At 55.7% G+C, this 17,498-nt stretch carries 11 protein-coding genes and 3 pseudogenes; 10 read left to right on the forward strand and 4 right to left on the reverse strand.

What is annotated here, in order from left to right; translation table 11 throughout:
- Nucleotides 1-194: 194 nt before the first annotated feature.
- A complete protein-coding gene (locus FDY98_RS18515; protein WP_009285878.1) occupies nt 195-827 on the reverse strand; it encodes a DUF3306 domain-containing protein in 633 nt (210 codons plus the stop codon).
- Nucleotides 824-1,264 carry a DUF3305 domain-containing protein gene (locus FDY98_RS18520; RefSeq protein ID WP_022521827.1) on the reverse strand — a complete coding sequence of 147 codons (441 nt, stop codon included), beginning with the start codon at nt 1,262-1,264 and terminating at the stop codon, nt 824-826. The genes FDY98_RS18515 and FDY98_RS18520 overlap by 4 nt, the downstream gene beginning before the upstream one ends.
- A gap of 198 nt (nt 1,265-1,462) precedes the next feature.
- Here FDY98_RS18520 and FDY98_RS18525 point away from each other — a divergent pair, with 198 nt between their 5' ends.
- The 5 genes and pseudogenes from FDY98_RS18525 (at nt 1,463) to FDY98_RS18545 (ending at nt 6,297) form a co-directional block, all read left to right on the forward strand.
- Nucleotides 1,463-2,338, forward strand: coding sequence for a formate dehydrogenase accessory sulfurtransferase FdhD (locus tag FDY98_RS18525; protein ID WP_022521826.1), 876 nt, complete (start codon nt 1,463-1,465; stop codon nt 2,336-2,338).
- Nucleotides 2,335-2,961, forward strand: coding sequence for a molybdenum cofactor guanylyltransferase MobA (gene mobA / locus FDY98_RS18530; RefSeq protein WP_009285880.1), 627 nt, complete (start codon nt 2,335-2,337; stop codon nt 2,959-2,961). The genes FDY98_RS18525 and mobA overlap by 4 nt, the downstream gene beginning before the upstream one ends.
- Nucleotides 2,958-4,226, forward strand: a pseudogene (moeA, locus tag FDY98_RS18535) (molybdopterin molybdotransferase MoeA). Before mobA ends, moeA begins: the two are co-directional and overlap by 4 nt.
- Nucleotides 4,223-5,277: pseudogene (gene moaA / locus FDY98_RS18540) on the forward strand (GTP 3',8-cyclase MoaA). Before moeA ends, moaA begins: the two co-directional pseudogenes overlap by 4 nt.
- A gap of 3 nt (nt 5,278-5,280) precedes the next feature.
- Nucleotides 5,281-6,297 carry a CobW family GTP-binding protein gene (locus FDY98_RS18545; RefSeq protein WP_027957024.1) on the forward strand — a complete coding sequence of 339 codons (1,017 nt, stop codon included), beginning with the start codon at nt 5,281-5,283 and terminating at the stop codon, nt 6,295-6,297.
- On the opposite strand, the gene FDY98_RS18550 is transcribed toward FDY98_RS18545, so the two are convergent.
- The gene (locus FDY98_RS18550; protein WP_027957025.1) at nt 6,294-9,002 is read right to left on the reverse strand and encodes a bifunctional diguanylate cyclase/phosphodiesterase; all 2,709 of its coding nucleotides are present in this window, start codon (nt 9,000-9,002) and stop codon (nt 6,294-6,296) included. The two genes, FDY98_RS18545 and FDY98_RS18550, sit on opposite strands and share 4 nt — an antisense overlap.
- Before the next feature lie 204 nt (nt 9,003-9,206).
- On the opposite strand from FDY98_RS18550, the pseudogene FDY98_RS18555 reads away from it, so the two are divergent.
- A pseudogene (locus tag FDY98_RS18555) lies at nt 9,207-10,108 on the forward strand (LysR family transcriptional regulator).
- 14 nt (nt 10,109-10,122) lie between these two features.
- On the opposite strand, the gene FDY98_RS18560 reads toward FDY98_RS18555, so the two are convergent.
- The gene (locus FDY98_RS18560) at nt 10,123-11,640 is read right to left on the reverse strand and encodes an NCS1 family nucleobase:cation symporter-1 (protein ID WP_009285884.1); all 1,518 of its coding nucleotides are present in this window, start codon (nt 11,638-11,640) and stop codon (nt 10,123-10,125) included.
- A gap of 617 nt (nt 11,641-12,257) precedes the next feature.
- Between FDY98_RS18560 and FDY98_RS18565 the strand changes: the two genes are divergently transcribed.
- The 4 genes from FDY98_RS18565 to preA all read left to right on the forward strand — a co-directional run bounded on the left by FDY98_RS18565 (nt 12,258) and on the right by preA (nt 17,371).
- Nucleotides 12,258-13,124 carry a nitrilase-related carbon-nitrogen hydrolase gene (locus FDY98_RS18565; protein WP_009285885.1) on the forward strand — a complete coding sequence of 289 codons (867 nt, stop codon included), beginning with the start codon at nt 12,258-12,260 and terminating at the stop codon, nt 13,122-13,124.
- 62 nt (nt 13,125-13,186) lie between these two features.
- The gene (hydA, locus tag FDY98_RS18570) at nt 13,187-14,626 is read left to right on the forward strand and encodes a dihydropyrimidinase (RefSeq protein ID WP_027957026.1); all 1,440 of its coding nucleotides are present in this window, start codon (nt 13,187-13,189) and stop codon (nt 14,624-14,626) included.
- A 34-nt stretch (nt 14,627-14,660) separates the two neighbouring features.
- Nucleotides 14,661-16,040 carry an NAD(P)-dependent oxidoreductase gene (locus FDY98_RS18575; RefSeq protein ID WP_027957027.1) on the forward strand — a complete coding sequence of 460 codons (1,380 nt, stop codon included), beginning with the start codon at nt 14,661-14,663 and terminating at the stop codon, nt 16,038-16,040.
- On the forward strand, nt 16,037-17,371 hold the full coding sequence (gene preA / locus FDY98_RS18580) for an NAD-dependent dihydropyrimidine dehydrogenase subunit PreA (RefSeq protein WP_035538758.1): 1,335 nt from the start codon (nt 16,037-16,039) through the stop codon (nt 17,369-17,371). Before FDY98_RS18575 ends, preA begins: the two co-directional genes overlap by 4 nt.
- Nucleotides 17,372-17,498: the final 127 nt, after the last annotated feature.

The following is a 17,498-nucleotide window of genomic DNA, read 5'->3' on the forward strand; positions in this document are numbered from 1 at the left end:
CTCACGGTCAGTGAATAATTCTTATTATAATTTTGAGTTATACTATCTAACTATTGTGGCATAACAATGCATAGAAGCTAAGTTCAGCCTATGGCGAAATACGTATTTTGCCAAATTAATTACCGTCAACGCTGCCAACGCTGGCGACTGTTAACACACCCAATAATTTGATTTTTATAATTTTATCACTAATCTCATGTTTTCGTCTTAGTATCAGATAAATAATCAGACTGGTCGTCTAGTAAGGTGTTTTCTACAGTTTTGACACCATCATCGCGAGGTGTTGAGGAGTCGTCCTCTAGCGCGACCGGTTTCTCACTTGTTTGCTCGTTCTCTGCCAACTCTTTTGGGGACTCGGGCTCGTCTAGCGACTTATCAACCGCCTCTTCCACTTTATGCGTCCAGCGGCGCAGTTTGCTGGCGAGCTCGGAGTCCATGGGCTTTAACAGCTGATTGTAGTCGGCATCATAGTCATCCAGGCCGTCGCGAACGTTGTAGTTGCCGGTGGCCCACAGGCGTTTCAAAGCACGCCGCCGCAGGGCTCCGCTTACTCCTGGCACCATAAAGGCGCTGAAGTCGCTGCCCGCTTCCAGCGTTTCAGGGTCGGGCAAGGTGTGGTCTAAGCTGCCGGGCTTAGGTGCTGGTTCTGAAGGCGATTGTTCTGCAGGAGACTGTTCTAGTGATGCCTGCTCTGGCGCTTCCTGCGCGGCATCAGGTGAAATATCCGATTTGGCCGCCAGTTCCTCAACGGGCTCTGTAACCGGCGGCGCATCTTGCTCTTGGGGAACGTTGCGTTTTAGGCGCGACCAGCGCTCTAGGCGGCTCATTGCGGCTGCTCCTTGGTGGGGGTCTCTTTGGCGCGCCCCGCTCCTTTGCGTTTTTTCTTGCGCATCTCCATCGGCGCTTCGCCGTGGCGTGCGAGGTAGCTCTCAATCCAGACCTGAATGGCCATGGGCATTGGTGCTTCGAGCACCTGCTGCTCACCGTCCATCCAACCGGCTGCCACGTCCTGACTAGCGGTAATCGCATCAGGTTTGGGTGTTTGCCCAGTAAAACCCGCTCGCACAAATAGCCGTGGGGTGGCAGACGTCAGGTTGAAACGGTAGGCAGCACGCTCGGTCATCGACAACTGCAGGTTAAGCACATTGGGGCCCTGATCACTCAGGGTAAGCTCTGCAATACGCCACTGGGTTAGCGTAAAGCTTTTCACCTGCTTAGCCTCGGCGACCAGGGTGATACTCAGTGAACGTAAATTATCAGACATCGCGTTAAACCCCTTAGCGAAGTATCTAAGCACAGCACTTGAGCACAGTACTTAAGCGAAGCACCTAGACTTTGAACGGATAGCAGTCGAACAGGTAGACAAGTAAGCCTCTCCAGCGCCATCATCGTCAACTCTGACCTTTTTACTCAGGTATTTTATCAGGCTCAGATGCTTTCATATCAGCAGCGAGGATTGCGGATGCACGCCCTTCAGTTAAGCCGAGCCCGCTTACCGGCCACTACCGAGATCAGCATCGTTGACGAGTATGGCGATGCACGCCAGCAGGCGATTGCCGCTGAAAGAGCGTTGACGGTCTACCTCAACAAGCGTGAAATTGTCACTTTGATGACCTTGGGTGACGACCCGGAGGCTCTGGTGGTCGGCTATCTGCGCAATCAGGGGCTGCTGAACGCCGCGGCTGATTTAGAGGCCGTGCAAGTCGATTGGGAAGTAGAAGCCGCGGTAGTGATTACTCGCCATCTGCCCGAGGATTTAGAAATACGCTTAAGCACCCGTACGGTCACCACCGGCTGCGGCCAGGGCACGGTATTTGGTAAACTGCTCGACCAAACCGCTCTCACGGCGCTGCCCGATACTCAATTGGCACAATCCACGCTTTATCAGCTGCTGCAAAACCTTAACGCCTACAACGAGACCTACCGCAGCGCTGGCGCCGTTCATGGCTGCGCGCTGTGCCAGCAAACCGACGTACTCGACTTTGTTGAAGACGTAGGACGGCATAACGCGGTGGATACCTTGGCGGGGCGCCAATGGCTACAACAGGCCGACAGCGCCAATGCGGATATTTTCTACACCACCGGGAGACTGACTTCCGAAATGGTACTCAAAGTGGCACAAATGGGCATTAGCGTGCTGGTTTCTCGCTCAGGCGTCACCCAAAAAGGCGTCGAACTGGCCGAACGCTTCGGCGTGATGTTAATTGCCCGCGCCAAAGGGCGCCATTTCCAAGCGATCAACACCCAAAACCGTTTAGCCCTGGACGCTATTCCACCGCGCCCATCCCATGCCCGTTCATCGCAAGAATACCGCTCATCAAAAAAGGCAAGCTCATGATCCCTACTCACGACCTCACTGGCATGGTTCTCGCGGGCGGCGAAGGGCGCCGAATGGGCGGTCGTGACAAAGGGCTGGAGCCTTTTGCGGGCCTGCCACTCGTCGGCCATGTGGTGAAGCGCCTTGAAGGTCAGGTGGCCGAGCTACTGATTAACGCCAACCGCAATGCTGACGCCTACCGTTTTTTTGCCGATCGCGTTATAGCGGATGTTGTAATGGACGGTGCCGAAGGCGGCTTTAAAGGCCCTTTGATGGGGATCTATAGCGGCCTGCAGGCGGCAAAAACGCCGTGGCTACTGGTCGTTCCCTGCGACTCCCCCGCCCTACCTGACGATTTAGTGGCGCGCATGGTACAAGGTATTGGCCAGCATGATATCGCTGTGGCTTTTGATGGCGAACGGCTGCACCCGGTAGTTGCACTACTGCGCACCTCGCTGGCCGATGATTTGGCCGCCACCTTGGCCGAGGGCGAGCGTAAGATCGATCGTTGGTACGCTCGCCATGCTTGGTGCAAGGTTGATATGTCGGACTGCCCTGATGCCTTTGCTAACCTTAATACTGAGGAAGAGAAGCTGCACCTGGAAAAAGTACTCATGGGTTCTTCGAGCAAGGAGGTGAAATGACCCTCTCCTGCTTTGATCTTGGCGAGCAGATGCTCAGCGTGGACGAAGCGCGTCAGGCGCTCGCCACCTTGATTGAACGCCCGCTGGGCAGCGAACGGATTCCGCTGGCGCAGGCTCATGGTCGCCGATTGGCCACAACCGTGAAAGCCCCCATTAACGTGCCGCAAAATACCAATGCGGCCATGGACGGCGTAGCGCTAGCCTTGCCCAGAGAAGGTGTTGGAGCCAAGCAGACCCGCTGGCCGTTGGCTGGAGAGGTGTTGGCCGGTCAGTATCGCCGCGAATTAGTACCTGCCGGTCACTGTGTACGCATCACCACCGGTGCCCCACTGCCGCCGGGCACCGATACCGTGGTGATGAGTGAACAGCTCCGCGAACCGTTAGATGAGCAGCCTGGGCATGTGATCATCGAGTCGCCAGAACTCCTCAAACACGGCCAACATGTTCGCCAGGCCGGTGAGGATATTGGTCTCGGCGACACGGCACTGCCTGCGGGCACGGCTCGATGCGGCGGCCCTAGGGCTTTTAGCGTCGTTAGGTTACGCAGATGTTGCCGTATGTCAGCGCCCAAGGGTGGCGATCTTTTCCACTGGCAATGAAGTCGCTGCTCCCGGTGAGCCGCTGCCCAAAGCAGGTATATACGATGCCAATCGCTTCACCCTGATGGCTTGCTTGCCGAACACGGCGCCGATGTCATTGACCTGGGCATTCTCCCAGACGATTTAAACGCCATTAAAACGGCCCTTGAAGACGCTGCAGAGCAGAGCGATTTGGTAATCACCAGCGGCGGTGTTTCCGTTGGCCAGGCTGACTTTACCCGTGAGGCTCTGGAACAGTTAGGCCGCCTAGCCTTCTGGCGGGTAGCGCTGCGACCTGGGCGCCCCATGGCTTGCGGCTGGCTGGGTGAAAAGCGCACGCCGTTTGTTGGCTTGCCCGGCAATCCGGTGGCGGTCATGGTAACCTTTCTACAGTTTGTCTCGCCGCTGCTGGATCGGCTGTATGGGCAGCCGACATCAACACCCCATCGCCTTACTGCGATTGCCGACACCGCCATAAAAAGTCGCTTGAAGCGCACTGACTTTATCCGTGGCGTTTACCATACTGATAGCGAAGGACGGTTACTCGTGCGTAGTACCGGCGCCCAGGGTTCGGGCATTTTAACCTCGATGGTGGCTGCTAACTGCTTGATTGAGCTTGCCGACGACCAGGCAGGCGCCCAGTCAGGCGAGGTAGTCAGCATACAACCACTAACGGGATGGCTATGACCGAGCAACGACCCGCACAACCACAAGCTAATCAGCAGCGATCTGTCCAGCCAGACGCTGACCAGCAACTGATCGACGACTTTGGTCGGCGCATTAGCTACGTGCGCATCTCGGTCACCGATCGCTGCGATTTCCGCTGCGTGTACTGCATGAGCGAGGAGATGACGTTTCTGCCCCGCGCCCAGGTACTGACGCTGGAAGAGATCGCCATGGTGGCGCGGCGCCCTTCACCGAGTTGGGGGTCGAGAAAATTCGCCTTACCGGCGGCGAACCGCTGGTACGCCGCGGCATTGAGCAACTGGTCGATGAGATCGGCGCCATGCCAGGCCTTAACGACTTCACCATGACCACTAACGGCGCCAGCCTACGCAAGCACGCCAAGCAGCTTTACTCAAGCGGTCTGCGGCGGCTGAACATTAGTCTGGACTCGCTAAATGCGGAGCGCTTTAAGCAGCTCACCCGCACCGGCGATTTAGCCAAAGTGATCGACGGCATTCATGCCGCCCAGGAAGCGGGCTTTAAACGCATCAAGCTCAACGCGGTGATCTTAAAAGGTCGCAATGACGACGAAGTAATCGACCTGGTCACCTTTGCACGCCAGGAAAACCTCGATATTAGCTTTATCGAAGAGATGCCGCTGGGCGATGTTTCTGACCACTCACGGGCGGAAACCTTCTACTCCAGCGATGACGTTCAAGACTTGATCGAAACGCGCTATCCGCTGATCCCCACGACCGAAACCACACCCGGCCCATCGCGCTACTTCAAGATGGCCGATAGCGACAGCCGGGTTGGGTTTATTTCCCCCCATAGCCACAACTTTTGCGATACCTGTAACCGGGTGCGCGTGACCGTGGAAGGCCGCTTGCTGCTGTGCTTAGGCAACGAACACTCGGTCGATCTTCGCGCCGTGCTACGCCGTCACCCCGGTAATATGCAGGCGCTAAAAGAGGCGATCATCAACGCCCTGCCGCTTAAGCCCGAGCGCCATCACTTCACCACCGATGGCGATGTGCAGGTAGTACGCTTTATGAATATGACAGGGGGCTAGGCGTTGGCAGCGTCAGAACGGTTGGCAAAAGTGCCGGTGCATATCATTACCGGCTTTCTCGGCAGCGGTAAAACAACGCTTATCCACAGCCTCATCGAACAGAAGCCTGTGGATGAAACCTGGGCCATTTTGGTCAACGAGTTTGGCCAAATCGGCATCGACCAGGCGATGTTTGATGCCCGTGATGATGTGGTAGTGAAGGGCCTTCCCGGCGGCTGCCTTTGCTGCCAGCTCGCCTTTGTACTGCAAGCGGCGCTGGTGAATTTACTCGCACGCAGCAAGCCTGATCGCGTCATCATCGAGCCCTCAGGCCTTGGCCACCCGGCAGGTCTGTTGGATCTACTGCGAGGGGAAGCCTTCCAGCAAGTGGTCGAGGTACGCGATATTATTGCTACTCTCGACCCACGCCGATTAGATGACGCCCGCTCCCGAACGCACGACACCTTCCGCGACCAGCTCGATATGGCCGATGCCGTGGCACTCACCATGCTCGACCAGAGCACGCCCGAGCAGCTCGGCGCCGCTCATGCGTTTGTGGCACAGCGCTGGCCACCGCGTAAATGGGTGCAGGAAGCTCCCCAAGGCGAACTCCCCATAGGACTGTTGACCCAGAGCGGACGCGCCGAAGGGAGCGATATCAGCGTACCCGCCAACCATCAACAGTTGGCGGCAACACCCAGCTTAGCCGGGTCTTTTTTTGATTTTCCGCCCCCGCCCGGCAAGCCCCAGCGTGAAACCGGCACTTCGCTGGGCTACACCAGTACGGGGTTACGTTGGCACCCAAGCGAGCGCTTCGACCTGGATAGCTTGGCCACCTGTTTGGGAGAACTCCCCAGAGAGGCACGCATTAAAGGCGTGTTTCATACCGATAGCGGCTGGAAACGCTTTAACCGCGCCGGAGGTACGCTGAGCGTTGAAAGCAGCGCGTGGCGGCAAGACTCCCGGCTGGAAGTTATTCTTCCCGATACGAGCCCCGCTCTCGATATCGAAGGCCAACTCCGCTTACTGACGCTGGGTTAAGCGCCCGTAATCAATCTCTCGATGGCCTCTGCAGTAACCGGCCGCCCAAACAGATAGCCTTGATAAGCGTGACAGTCGTGCGCCAGTAGCCACGCCTGCTGCGCTTTGGTCTCTACGCCTTCTGCAATGACCTCTAGATTGAGGCTCTCTGCCAGGGCAATGGTACTCTCGACAATCGCTGCGTTGGCTTGGCTTTCGAGCACCTGCTGCACAAAGGATTGGTCAATTTTCAGTTGATCCAGCGGCAGTTGCGCTAAATAGGCCAGGGACGAGTAGCCGGTGCCAAAATCATCCAGAGAGAAGCGTACACCGCGCGCTTTAAGGGCAAGCATTTTATCTCTGGCGTCGTCTCGCGCTTCCACAAACAGTGACTCGGTCACCTCCAGTTTTAGCCGCTGAAGCGGCGCCTGAGTGCGCGCAAACACCCCCTCTACACGAGCCAGAAACTGCTCATCGCGAAACTGAAGCGGACTAATATTCACCGATATGGTCAGTTTGCTTAGCCGTGGATGCTGCGCCCAACGCGCTAATTGATAGCAGGCATCTTCCAATACCCATTCGCCTACATCGTTTATCAGCTCATTGCTTTCCAGCAGCGGAATGAAATCGCCTGGTGAAACAATGCCGCGTTCAGGATGATGCCAGCGCAGCAGCGCCTCAACGCCAGTGATCACGCCATGGTGATCCACTTGGGGCTGATAATAGAGCTGCCACTGCTGGCTGGCCTGCGCTTGGCGCAGATCCGCTTCTAATTTCACATGGGCCAGAAGCGCAGCCTGCATCGAGGGGTCAAAAAAGCACACGCCATGGCGGCCGTTGTTCTTAGCCTGAAAGAGCGCCATATCTACCTGCTGCAGGTAGTCATCCACGCCGTACTCATTGCTGGCCATGATCGCAATACCAATACTCCCCGTCACCGTGATGCTCTCTTCGGCCAGAGTGATTGATTCGTTAAGAGTTGCCAGCAGCTTGTGCGCAATACGCTCTGCCAGCCGGGTGGTTTGAGCGTAATTGCTATCCACGCCTTCGATTAATACCGCAAATTCATCGCTTCCCAGCCGCGCCAAGGTATCGGTATCGCGCAACATCTGCCCCATTCGCCGAGCAACGCTCTGCAATACTTGATCCCCCGCATAGTGCCCCAGAGTGTCATTGATTTGCTTAAAGTTATCGATATCGATAAATAGCAGTGCGCCGCAACGCTGATGGCGCTGAAGCTCTTTAAGGGCATTACCTATGCGATCCATAAACAGCCGCCGGTTGGCCAACCCGGTTAAGGTGTCATAAAATGCTAGCTGATGAATCTCTTGTTCAGCGGCTTTACGCTCGCTGATATCGCTCATGGTGGCCACGTAGTGAGTTAAGGTGCCCTCAACGCTGTAGACAGCGCTAATGGTTAGCCACTCGGGAAACAGTTCACCATTCTTACGCTGGTTCCATATCTCGCCTTCCCAGTTGCCGGTTTTGATAACACGCTTCCATAAACGGCGGTAAAAGGCGGCGTTTTGTAGCCCAGAGCTAAACATGCGCGGATTGTTACCCACTATCTCCGCTTCGCTATAGCCGGTAATGCGGCTGAAGGTCTCATTCACCTTAAGAATGATGCCCTGTGGATCGGTAATAAGGATGCCTAAGTGCGTCTGGAAGGCGGCAGCGGCGATTTGGGCCTCGGCACGGGCCTGTTCACGCTCCTCAATACGCTGACGTAGTTGATGCGACAACGCTAAACGATTCAGGTAGTGGCGCGCCCCCCAAGCACCCAGCAGGGCAATCACTGCCGTCACCAACATTAAAATCAAAGCACGCTGCCGCCAGGCCGAGAGCAATTCGTGAAGATCAACGCCAACCACAGCCAGCATCGGATACTCGCCTACTCTCAGCATGCGAAACAGCCGTTTGCGGCCATCAATAGGTGAGTCAATGTTGATTGACCATGTGGACTCACCACGGGTAAGCCACTCGGCCGTTTCTGGGCTCTCAATTTGACTGCCAATCGAAAATGGCTTTTCGGGGGTCGGGTAGCGAGCAATAAATTTTAATCCGGGGTCGACCAGGGCAATGCTCTCGCCGTCATAGACACTCATCTGCTCCAGGGCGTCGGCAAACACTTCAGGTACAATGCTAGAGATGACCACCCCAGCAAACTCGCCGGACGAGGTTTCTAATCGTCGACCATGGTACAAATAGTAGCGTTGGTCACTGATAGACCAGTAAAGCGGGGTAATCAGTTCTTCTTGTCCTGCTTGCTTAAAGGCATTAAACAACGTCGTATCGCTGATATCAGCACCTGCTCTTCGGCTGCTGCGGCCACTCGCCATTACTCGGCCTTCAGCGCTCAACACAGCGATTTCGTCCACCATGGGCACATACAGGGTCAGGTTTTCTAGCGAGCGCTGAAGGGCCTGGGCATTATCGCTATCTGGCATGCCTTGCAGGGTTAGCATCTCAGCAAGCCCAAAAAGCGCTTGCCCGCTTTGTGCAAATACGCCTTTTGCCCACTCAGCAACCACATTAGCGCGGGCGGTAATCCGCGACTCGGCGGCCTCAATTTCTTGCCGATACTGTTCACTCAGCAGCCAGCCGAAAAGCACCATCATGACAAGCAGTGCTAGCAGATATAGCGCAATCACATGGCGGCGCTGTTGGCGATAAGTCTTGGTGGCTTTCAATACATCATCATTTACATCATTGGAGGTAGCGGACATCGCGCAGAAGCCTTATTCAGGTAACCCAGGGGGACACCTGATACAGTGTAAAAAGTAACTAAAAATGATACATAACACGCGCTGACACGTGGCTTTATCCGATAGTGCCGCGGTGCTTTTAGGATGTATATCAGTTTTTATCACCGTTAATGCCCTGAAAAGCGTGACGTTATGCATGGATAGCCAATCTACCAGGAAATTGTTATGGCATCGCTGGGCCAAATGAGCGACTACGAGATACGCCTAATCCGTATTTTTAAGACGGTCGTTGAGTGCGGTGGCTTTACCGCGGCGGAAACCACGCTGGGCATTAGTCGTTCGGCGATTAGCCAACACATGAACGACTTGGAGGGGAGGCTGGGGTTTTCGCTCTGCCAGCGGGGCGTGGCGGGTTTAGTTTAACCGAAGAGGGTAAAGAGATTTATCAGGCAGGGTTGACGCTACTGACCGCGCTTGAAACGTTTAAAAGCGACGTTAACGCCCTGCACCAAACGATTAAAGGCGAGCTGAATATCGGCATTACCGATAATTTGGTGACACTACCCGCCATGCACGTGACCAATGCACTGGCTGAGCTCAGCGCGCCGGAGCATGAGGTCACGCTGCATATTCATATGGAGCCTTCTGACGCGGTCATTCGAGGGGTGATGGATGGCCACTTGCACGTCGGCGTAGTGCCTGCAGTGAACCTGCCCACCAGTTTAGAAGCGCGGCACCTTTATGATGAGCCATCATATCTTTACTGTGCGGCTGGCCATCCCCTGTTTACGGAGGACGACGACACGCTCAGTGGTGCTGATATCGCCCAACACTCGGCTATTTCGCCCCGCTATCCGCTACCGGTTGAGGCCCGACAGGCGCATGATGCGCTAAGCCTTCGTGCCTCAGCATCCGACCGAGAAGGCGCCGCTTTTTTGATTCTTACCGGGCGATTTATCGGCTTTCTGCCTGAACACGTAGCTGCACAGTGGGTGGCAGCGGGCAAGATGCGAGCGTTGCATGCCAACACGCAGCACTACCGCATCCCCTTTGTGCTGATCACCCGCCACGACCGCCGCCCCAACCGAGTGGTCGATGCGTTTCTACGCTTAATCAAAAGCAGCTAAACCCGGCAGTATGTTTAACGCTGCTCGGTTGCCTCATTGGCCATTATCGGCGCTGGCCCCGCCTGGGGCGATGACGCCAACACTTGGCTTGCCACATAGTAAACAATTGCCCCCAGCGCCGAGCCGGTAAACCAGCCGTAGTCGTAGAACCAGTTCATGGTGCCAGTTAACAGCGATAGCAACGTAAGCGCCACCGGCACGCCAAAGGCGATAAAACCCGCGATGTTCACCGCAGGATAAGCATGGTTATCCATATACAGGCTGGGCACATCCAAACGCTGCTTTTTGATCAGGAAGTAGTCCACCGCCATGATGCCCGCGATGGGCCCCAGCAGGCTGGAGTAACCCAGCAGCCAGTTGGAGTACATCTGCTCCAGAGAAACCCCTGGCGGAATAACGCCCGCTTTTTGCAGCAGATCGTAGCCCATCAACAACACGCCCACCGCGCCAGTCATCAGCACGCCGCGCGTCTGGTTAATCAATTTGGGCGCAATGTTCTGAAAATCGTTGGTAGGCGACACGATGTTAGAAGCCGTATTGGTAGAGATCGTGGCGATAATGATCAACAGCATCGCCAGTACCACCCAGAAGGGGCTGTCGATATAGCCAATCAAACGTACCGGGTCGGCAACGGTTTCCCCTACCAGCGTTTCGGAAGCAGCGGTTAACACGACACCGAGTGCGGCAAAGAAAAACATCGTTAGCGGCAGCCCAATCACCTGACCAACGATCTGATCTTTTTGGCTTTTGGCAAAGCGACTGAAATCGGGAATATTCAGCGACAGCGTGGCCCAAAAACCCACCATGGCGGTTAAGCCCGCGAAGAAGTAGCCGTATACCGATGCCCCTTCAGGCCGCGACGGCGGCTGTGCCAGTAGTTCGGACATCGACATATTTGGCCACGCCCATATCATCAGCCCAACACCAACGGCTAACAGCAGCGGTGCGGCGAAGGTTTCCAACCATTTAATCGACTCTGCACCACGAATCACCACATAGAGGTTCATCGCACCAAAGACAAAAAAGCCGATGACTTCACCAACACCGCCCATCGCAGCCCAAGCGGGAATCAACTCGGAGAGCAACAGATGAATGGCCAAACCGCCAAACATGGTTTGAATACCAAACCAGCCGCAGCCGACCAGGGCGCGCACCAGACAGGGTACGTTGGAACCTAAAATACCGAACGAAGAGCGTAAAACCACCGGAAAAGGAATACCAAACTTCGTACCGGGAAAGGCGTTTAAGGTAAGAGGAATCAGCACGATCACGTTGGCCAACAAAATGGCAAACAACGCCTCCCCCACGCTCAGCCCGAAGTAGGCGGTTAATACCCCGCCTAGGGTGTAGGTGGGCACGCAGATCGACATGCCTACCCAGAGTGCCGCAATATTCCACTTACTCCAGGTGCGCTCGCTGGCCTGGGTAGGCGCAATATCCTCATTAAAGCGCGAACTACTGCGTACATCGTCCCCTACATCTAGCTCTATCAGCCCACCTCGATCCACCATCTGAGAGGTTGTTTCGGTCATTTTTTATCTCCTCAGCATTGCGTTATTGCGCTGCCTAGCTCCCACGGCCAGTGGAGCTTTTCAAAAAGGCGCTTAGAAATCATGGCTTTTAGAAAACATTGTTTTTCAAAACCATCGTTCTTAGAAACCATAGCTTTTAGAAAACAAGCAATAAGCATGCCTACTTGAAAAAGCAGGTCAATTAACTCATTGATTAAAAAGCTGCCTTCCTGGACAACATTATTATTGTTAGCTTGTTATCTTTATATTTTCCCCACCTAAAACAAAAACCAACTAAACAAAGCTAGATCAAAAAAAATATTTGCACCAATTTCAAACAGAAAAAAACCAAAAACACTCGCTAGAAATATACCAAACCAATGATTTTAAAAGAATAAAAAAACCATCCAAAACAGTGCAAGACCTCACCAAAAAAGTGAATATCACCAAATGGAACAATAAAAATAAGCAAACTCAATGAGTTAAAGACGATTTAACAAATCTCCTTTAAAGACTTGCTAAAACCACCTACCCAGCGCTACTTTCAACAAAAGCTGTCTATTTCGTCAGCTTTACAAAACTAGTTTCAAGAACACTACAAACATACGCTACACATCAACAATCAGAGGGAGCGTCTCATGCAGAATATGAAAATCGGGTTGATTCAGATGGGCCTGAAAACCAGCACCGATCTTGAACCAGAAGCTATTCGCGACGCCATGAACGAGGCACATCTGCCAATGATTCAGCAAGCGGCTGACCAGGGCGTGCAGGTGCTTTGCTTCCAGGAAGTGTTTAACCAGCCCTACTTTTGCCCCAGCCAGGACGGCAAGTGGTACGCCGCCGCCGAGCGGGTACCGGAAGGCCCTACCTGCCAGATGATGCAGAAGCTCGCCGCCGAGCACCGCATGGTGATCATCGTGCCGGTGTATGAAGAGACTGAAACCGGTGTTTACTACAACACCGCAGCGGTATTCGACGCTGACGGCAGTTACTTAGGCAAGTACCACAAAACCCATATTCCCCAAGTAGCCGGTTTTTGGGAAAAATTCTTCTTCAAGCCGGGAAAATCCAACTGGCCAGTGTTCGATACTGCCTACGGCAAAATCGGCGTGTATATCTGCTACGACCGTCACTTCCCCGAAGGCTGGCGGGCGCTTGCTCTCAACGGCGCTGAGGTGATTTTCAACCCTTCCGCCACCGTGGCCGGTCTTTCCCAATACCTGTGGGAGTTAGAGCAACCTGCCTCTGCCGCCGCCAATGGCTGCTTTATCGCTGCGATCAATCGAGTTGGAACCGAGGCGCCGTGGAACATCGGCGACTTTTACGGCTCCAGCTATATCGTTAACCCTCGCGGCAAAATCGAAGCTCAGGCCAGCGAAACAGAAGACGAGCTGCTGGTGCACGAGATCGATTTGGACATGGTGCGGGAGGTACGCAACAACTGGCAGTTCTTCCGCGACCGTCGCCCGGAAACCTATACCCGCCTGACCGACGGTGAATGATTCTGCTGGTAAAAAACAGGTTGCTGGTTAAGTTTTCTATTTAAAAACAACAGGAGCGAACGATGAGCTTATTAATCAAGGGCGGCACCGTGGTCACCCACGCCGATACCTACCGCGCAGACGTACTGTGTGTCGACGGTAAAATCCATGCGATTGGCACCGATCTAGATGTCCCTGAAGGGTGTGAAATTGTCGATGCCAGCGATCAACTGGTGGTGCCCGGCGGTATCGATCCCCATACGCACATGCAACTGCCGTTCATGGGCACCGTGGCCAGCGAAGATTTCTATACCGGCACCGCCGCGGCCTTGGCCGGGGGCACCACTTCGATCATCGACTTCGTGATCCCACAGCCAGGTCAGTCGCTCCTTGAGGCCTTCGAAACCTGGCAAGGCTGGGCGGAAAAAGCCGCCACCGATTTTGCCTTCCACGTGGCGATTACCTGGTGGGACGATAGCGTGCGAGAGGAAATGGGCACCCTGGTTCATGAACACGGGGTGAACAGCTTCAAACACTTTATGGCCTACAAGGGCGCGATCATGGCCACTGATGACATTCTGGTGGAAAGCTTCTCGCGCTGTCTGGAGCTAGGCGCGGTGCCTACGGTTCACGCCGAAAACGGTGAGCTGGTCTACCACATGCAGCAAAAACTGCTTGCCCAGGGCATGACCGGGCCGGAAGCCCATCCGCTTTCGCGCCCCCCCCAGGTGGAAGGCGAAGCGGCCAGCCGGGCGATTCGCATTGCCAGCACCCTGGGCGCACCGATCTATCTGGTTCACGTGTCCACCAAAGATGCCGTCGATGAAATTGCCTACGCCCGCCAGCAGGGTCATCCGGTTTATGGCGAATGCTTAGCCGGGCACCTGCTCATCGACGATAGCGTCTACCAGGATACCGACTGGGGCCGCGCCGCTGCCCACGTGATGAGCCCGCCCTTCCGGCCCAAGGGCCACCAGGAAGCGCTCTGGCACGGCTTGCAGTCGGGCAATCTGCAAACCACCGCCACCGACCACTGCTGTTTCTGTGCCGATCAGAAAGCCGCGGGCAAGGATGACTTTACTAAAATCCCCAACGGCACCGCTGGCGTGGAAGACCGCCTCGCCGTGTTGTGGGATGAAGGCGTCAACACCGGCAAGCTGTCGCCCCAGGAGTTTGTCGCGCTGACATCGACCAACACCGCCAAGATTTTCAACCTCTACCCGCGCAAAGGGGCGATTCAAGTAGGTTCCGATGCAGATATCGTGGTGTGGGATCCCAACGGCACCCGGACGATTTCTGCCAAAACCCACCACCAGAACGTCGATTTCAACATTTTCGAGGGCAAAACGGTGCGCGGCATTGCCCGTCACACCATTAGCAAGGGCAAATGGGTGTGGCGGGATGGTGAGCTGCGCGCCGAGCGCGGTGCGGGCCGCTATTTGGAGCGCCCCGCCTACCCCGGTGTCTTCGAATTGCTGGCCAAGCGCGCCGAGCTGAATGCGCCGATGGCCGTAAAAAGATAACAGCTGTGCCCATAACAACAGCGGAGGCTTTACTGTGACTAGCCCACTGAACCACCTACCCAGCGCAAAAGAGGTCGGCACCTACGACCCGGATACGCTGGCAAGCAACTTTAGCGATCTACATCCGCCGCTGACCCATCGCCAGGCGATGATCGAAAGTCAGCGTTGTCTCTATTGCTTTGATGCGCCCTGCGTCGAGGCTTGCCCGTCGGATATTGATATTCCCAGCTTTATTCGCCAGATCAGCGAGAACAATATCAACGGCGCGGCGGAAACCATTCTGGAAGCCAACATTTTAGGCGGCAGCTGCGCCCGGGTGTGCCCCACGGAAATTCTTTGCGAGCGTAGCTGCGTGCGCAACCACGACGCCGAATGCCAGCCGGTGCTGATCGGTTTGCTGCAGCGTCATGCCACCGACCATATGCAGTTCGACGGCCACCCCTTCAAACGCGCCACTTCTACCGGCAGTCATGTGGCCGTGGTCGGTGCCGGACCTGCCGGGCTCTCCTGCGCGCACCGACTGGCGATGCTCGGTCATCAGGTGACCATCTTTGAAGCCGAACAAAAGCCTGGCGGGCTGAACGAGTACGGCATCGCCCGCTACAAAATGACCGACGACTTCGCCCGTAAGGAAGTCGAATTTCTGCTCGAGATCGGTGGCATCGACATCCAGTACGGCCAACGCCTGGGCGATAACCTGGAACTGGCCACCCTGCATCAGCAGTACAACAGCGTATTTCTCGGCCTGGGCCTGGGCACCAGCCGCGCCCTGGGGCTAACCGGCGATGAAGCACCGGGGCTGATGCCCGCCGTGGACTACATCAAACCCCTGCGCCAGACCGACGATCTGGGCAGCCTTGCGGTGGCCAAACGCTGTATCGTGATTGGCGCGGGCAATACCGCCATTGATATGGCGACTCAAATGGCGCGCTTAGGTGCCACCGAGGTCACGCTGGTTTACCGTCGCGGCATTGAAGCCATGTCCGCCACCGACCATGAACAAGAGATTGCCAAAGCCAACGGCGTGCGGATGGTGACCTGGGCCCAGCCCGACGAGATTCTGCTGGACGATCAAGGCCGCGTGACGGGCATGCGCTTTGCCAAGACCCATGATCAAGCGGGCCGCTTAACCCCTACTGGAGAAACCTTTGAGATCGCCGCCGATGCTGTCTTCACCGCCATCGGCCAAGGCTTCGAAGGCGCGAGCCTAAGCGATACCACCGCCGCTGAGCTTGCCCGGGACGGCGAGCGCATTCACGTTAATGAGATGTTCCAAACCTCACTGCCCAATGTGTATGCCGGTGGCGACTGTGTGAAGCCCGGTCAAGACCTTACCGTTCAGGCCGTGCAACACGGCAAACTGGCGGCTCACGCCATTCATCAGGCGCTTGTCGCCAAGCAGGAGGCCGCATGAACACACTCACTTTTACACCACCGGGTAAGAAAGACAGCGGTGACAGCGTGCTTAATGGCGTTGATCTATCGGTTAACTTTGCTGGCATTAAAGCCCCCAATCCATTCTGGCTGGCCTCTGCACCGCCCACCGATAAAGCCTACAACGTGGTACGCGCCTATGAAGCTGGCTGGGGCGGCGTGGTATGGAAAACCCTTGGCGAAGAGCCACCTGCGGTGAATGTCTCCTCCCGCTACTCAGCCCACTACGGAAAAAACCGCGAGGTGATCGGCTTTAACAATATCGAGCTGATTACCGACCGCTCGCTGGAGATCAACCTTAAAGAAATCACTCAGGTGAAAAAGGACTGGCCCGACCGTGCGCTGATCGTTTCCATTATGGTGCCCTGTAATGAAGAAGCCTGGGCCTACATTCTGCCGCTAGTGGAAGCCACTGGCGCGGACGGCATCGAGCTCAACCTGGGTTGCCCCCACGGAATGCCGGAGCGCGGCATGGGCGCGGCGGTGGGCCAAAACCCCGACCTGATCGAGAAAGTCACCTACTGGTGCAAGAAGCACTACTCCAAACCGGTCATCGTCAAACTCACACCTAATATCACCGATATTCGCGTCGGTGCCCAGGCGGCGCTGCGCGGCGGGGCCGACGCGGTATCGCTGATCAATACCATCAACTCGATTACCAGTATCGACCTGGACAATATGGTCGCCAAGCCCACCGTCGGCCACCAGAGCACTCACGGCGGCTACTGCGGTAGCGCTGTCAAACCCATCGCGATGAACATGGTGGCGGAAATCGCCCGCGACCCGGCCACACCAACTCTGCCCATCTCCGGCATTGGCGGCATTTCCACCTGGCGGGATGCGGCGGAGTTTATCGCCCTAGGTGCCGGCAGCGTGCAGGTGTGTACGGCAGCGATGCTCAACGGCTTTAGGATTGTGGAGGAGATGAAAGACGGCCTCTCTCGCTGGATGGCGGAAAAAGGCTACGACTCCATTGAGGCGTTCTCCCGTAAAGCAATACCGCAAACCACCGACTGGAAACACCTCGACATCAACTTCAAAACCATCGCCAAGATCGACCAGGATCTATGCATCGAATGTGGCCGCTGCTATATCGCCTGCGAGGATACCTCCCACCAGTCGATTGCCAAGCTCACCGAGCAGGACGGCGCGCGACGCTATGAAGTGATCGAAGAGGAGTGTGTGGGCTGTAACCTTTGCCAGATCACTTGCCCAGTAGATAACTGCATCACCATGGTGCCCCAGGAGACCGGCCAACCCTTCCTGGCCTGGGATAACGACCCACGCAATCCTTTCCGGGTCGCCTCTTAACCTCTTTACCCTCTTTTTTTTAAACAGCCGTTAGCGCTACCCACCGCCCTCAGTTTGTGAGGGCGGTCGCGTTTTCTGCAACATACTGTTCCATCACCCAGTAGCGACAAAAGTCAGCATCCTTGAG

The organism is Halomonas sp. PA16-9, assembly GCF_009728585.1.
GTDB lineage: Bacteria > Pseudomonadota > Gammaproteobacteria > Pseudomonadales > Halomonadaceae > Vreelandella > Vreelandella titanicae.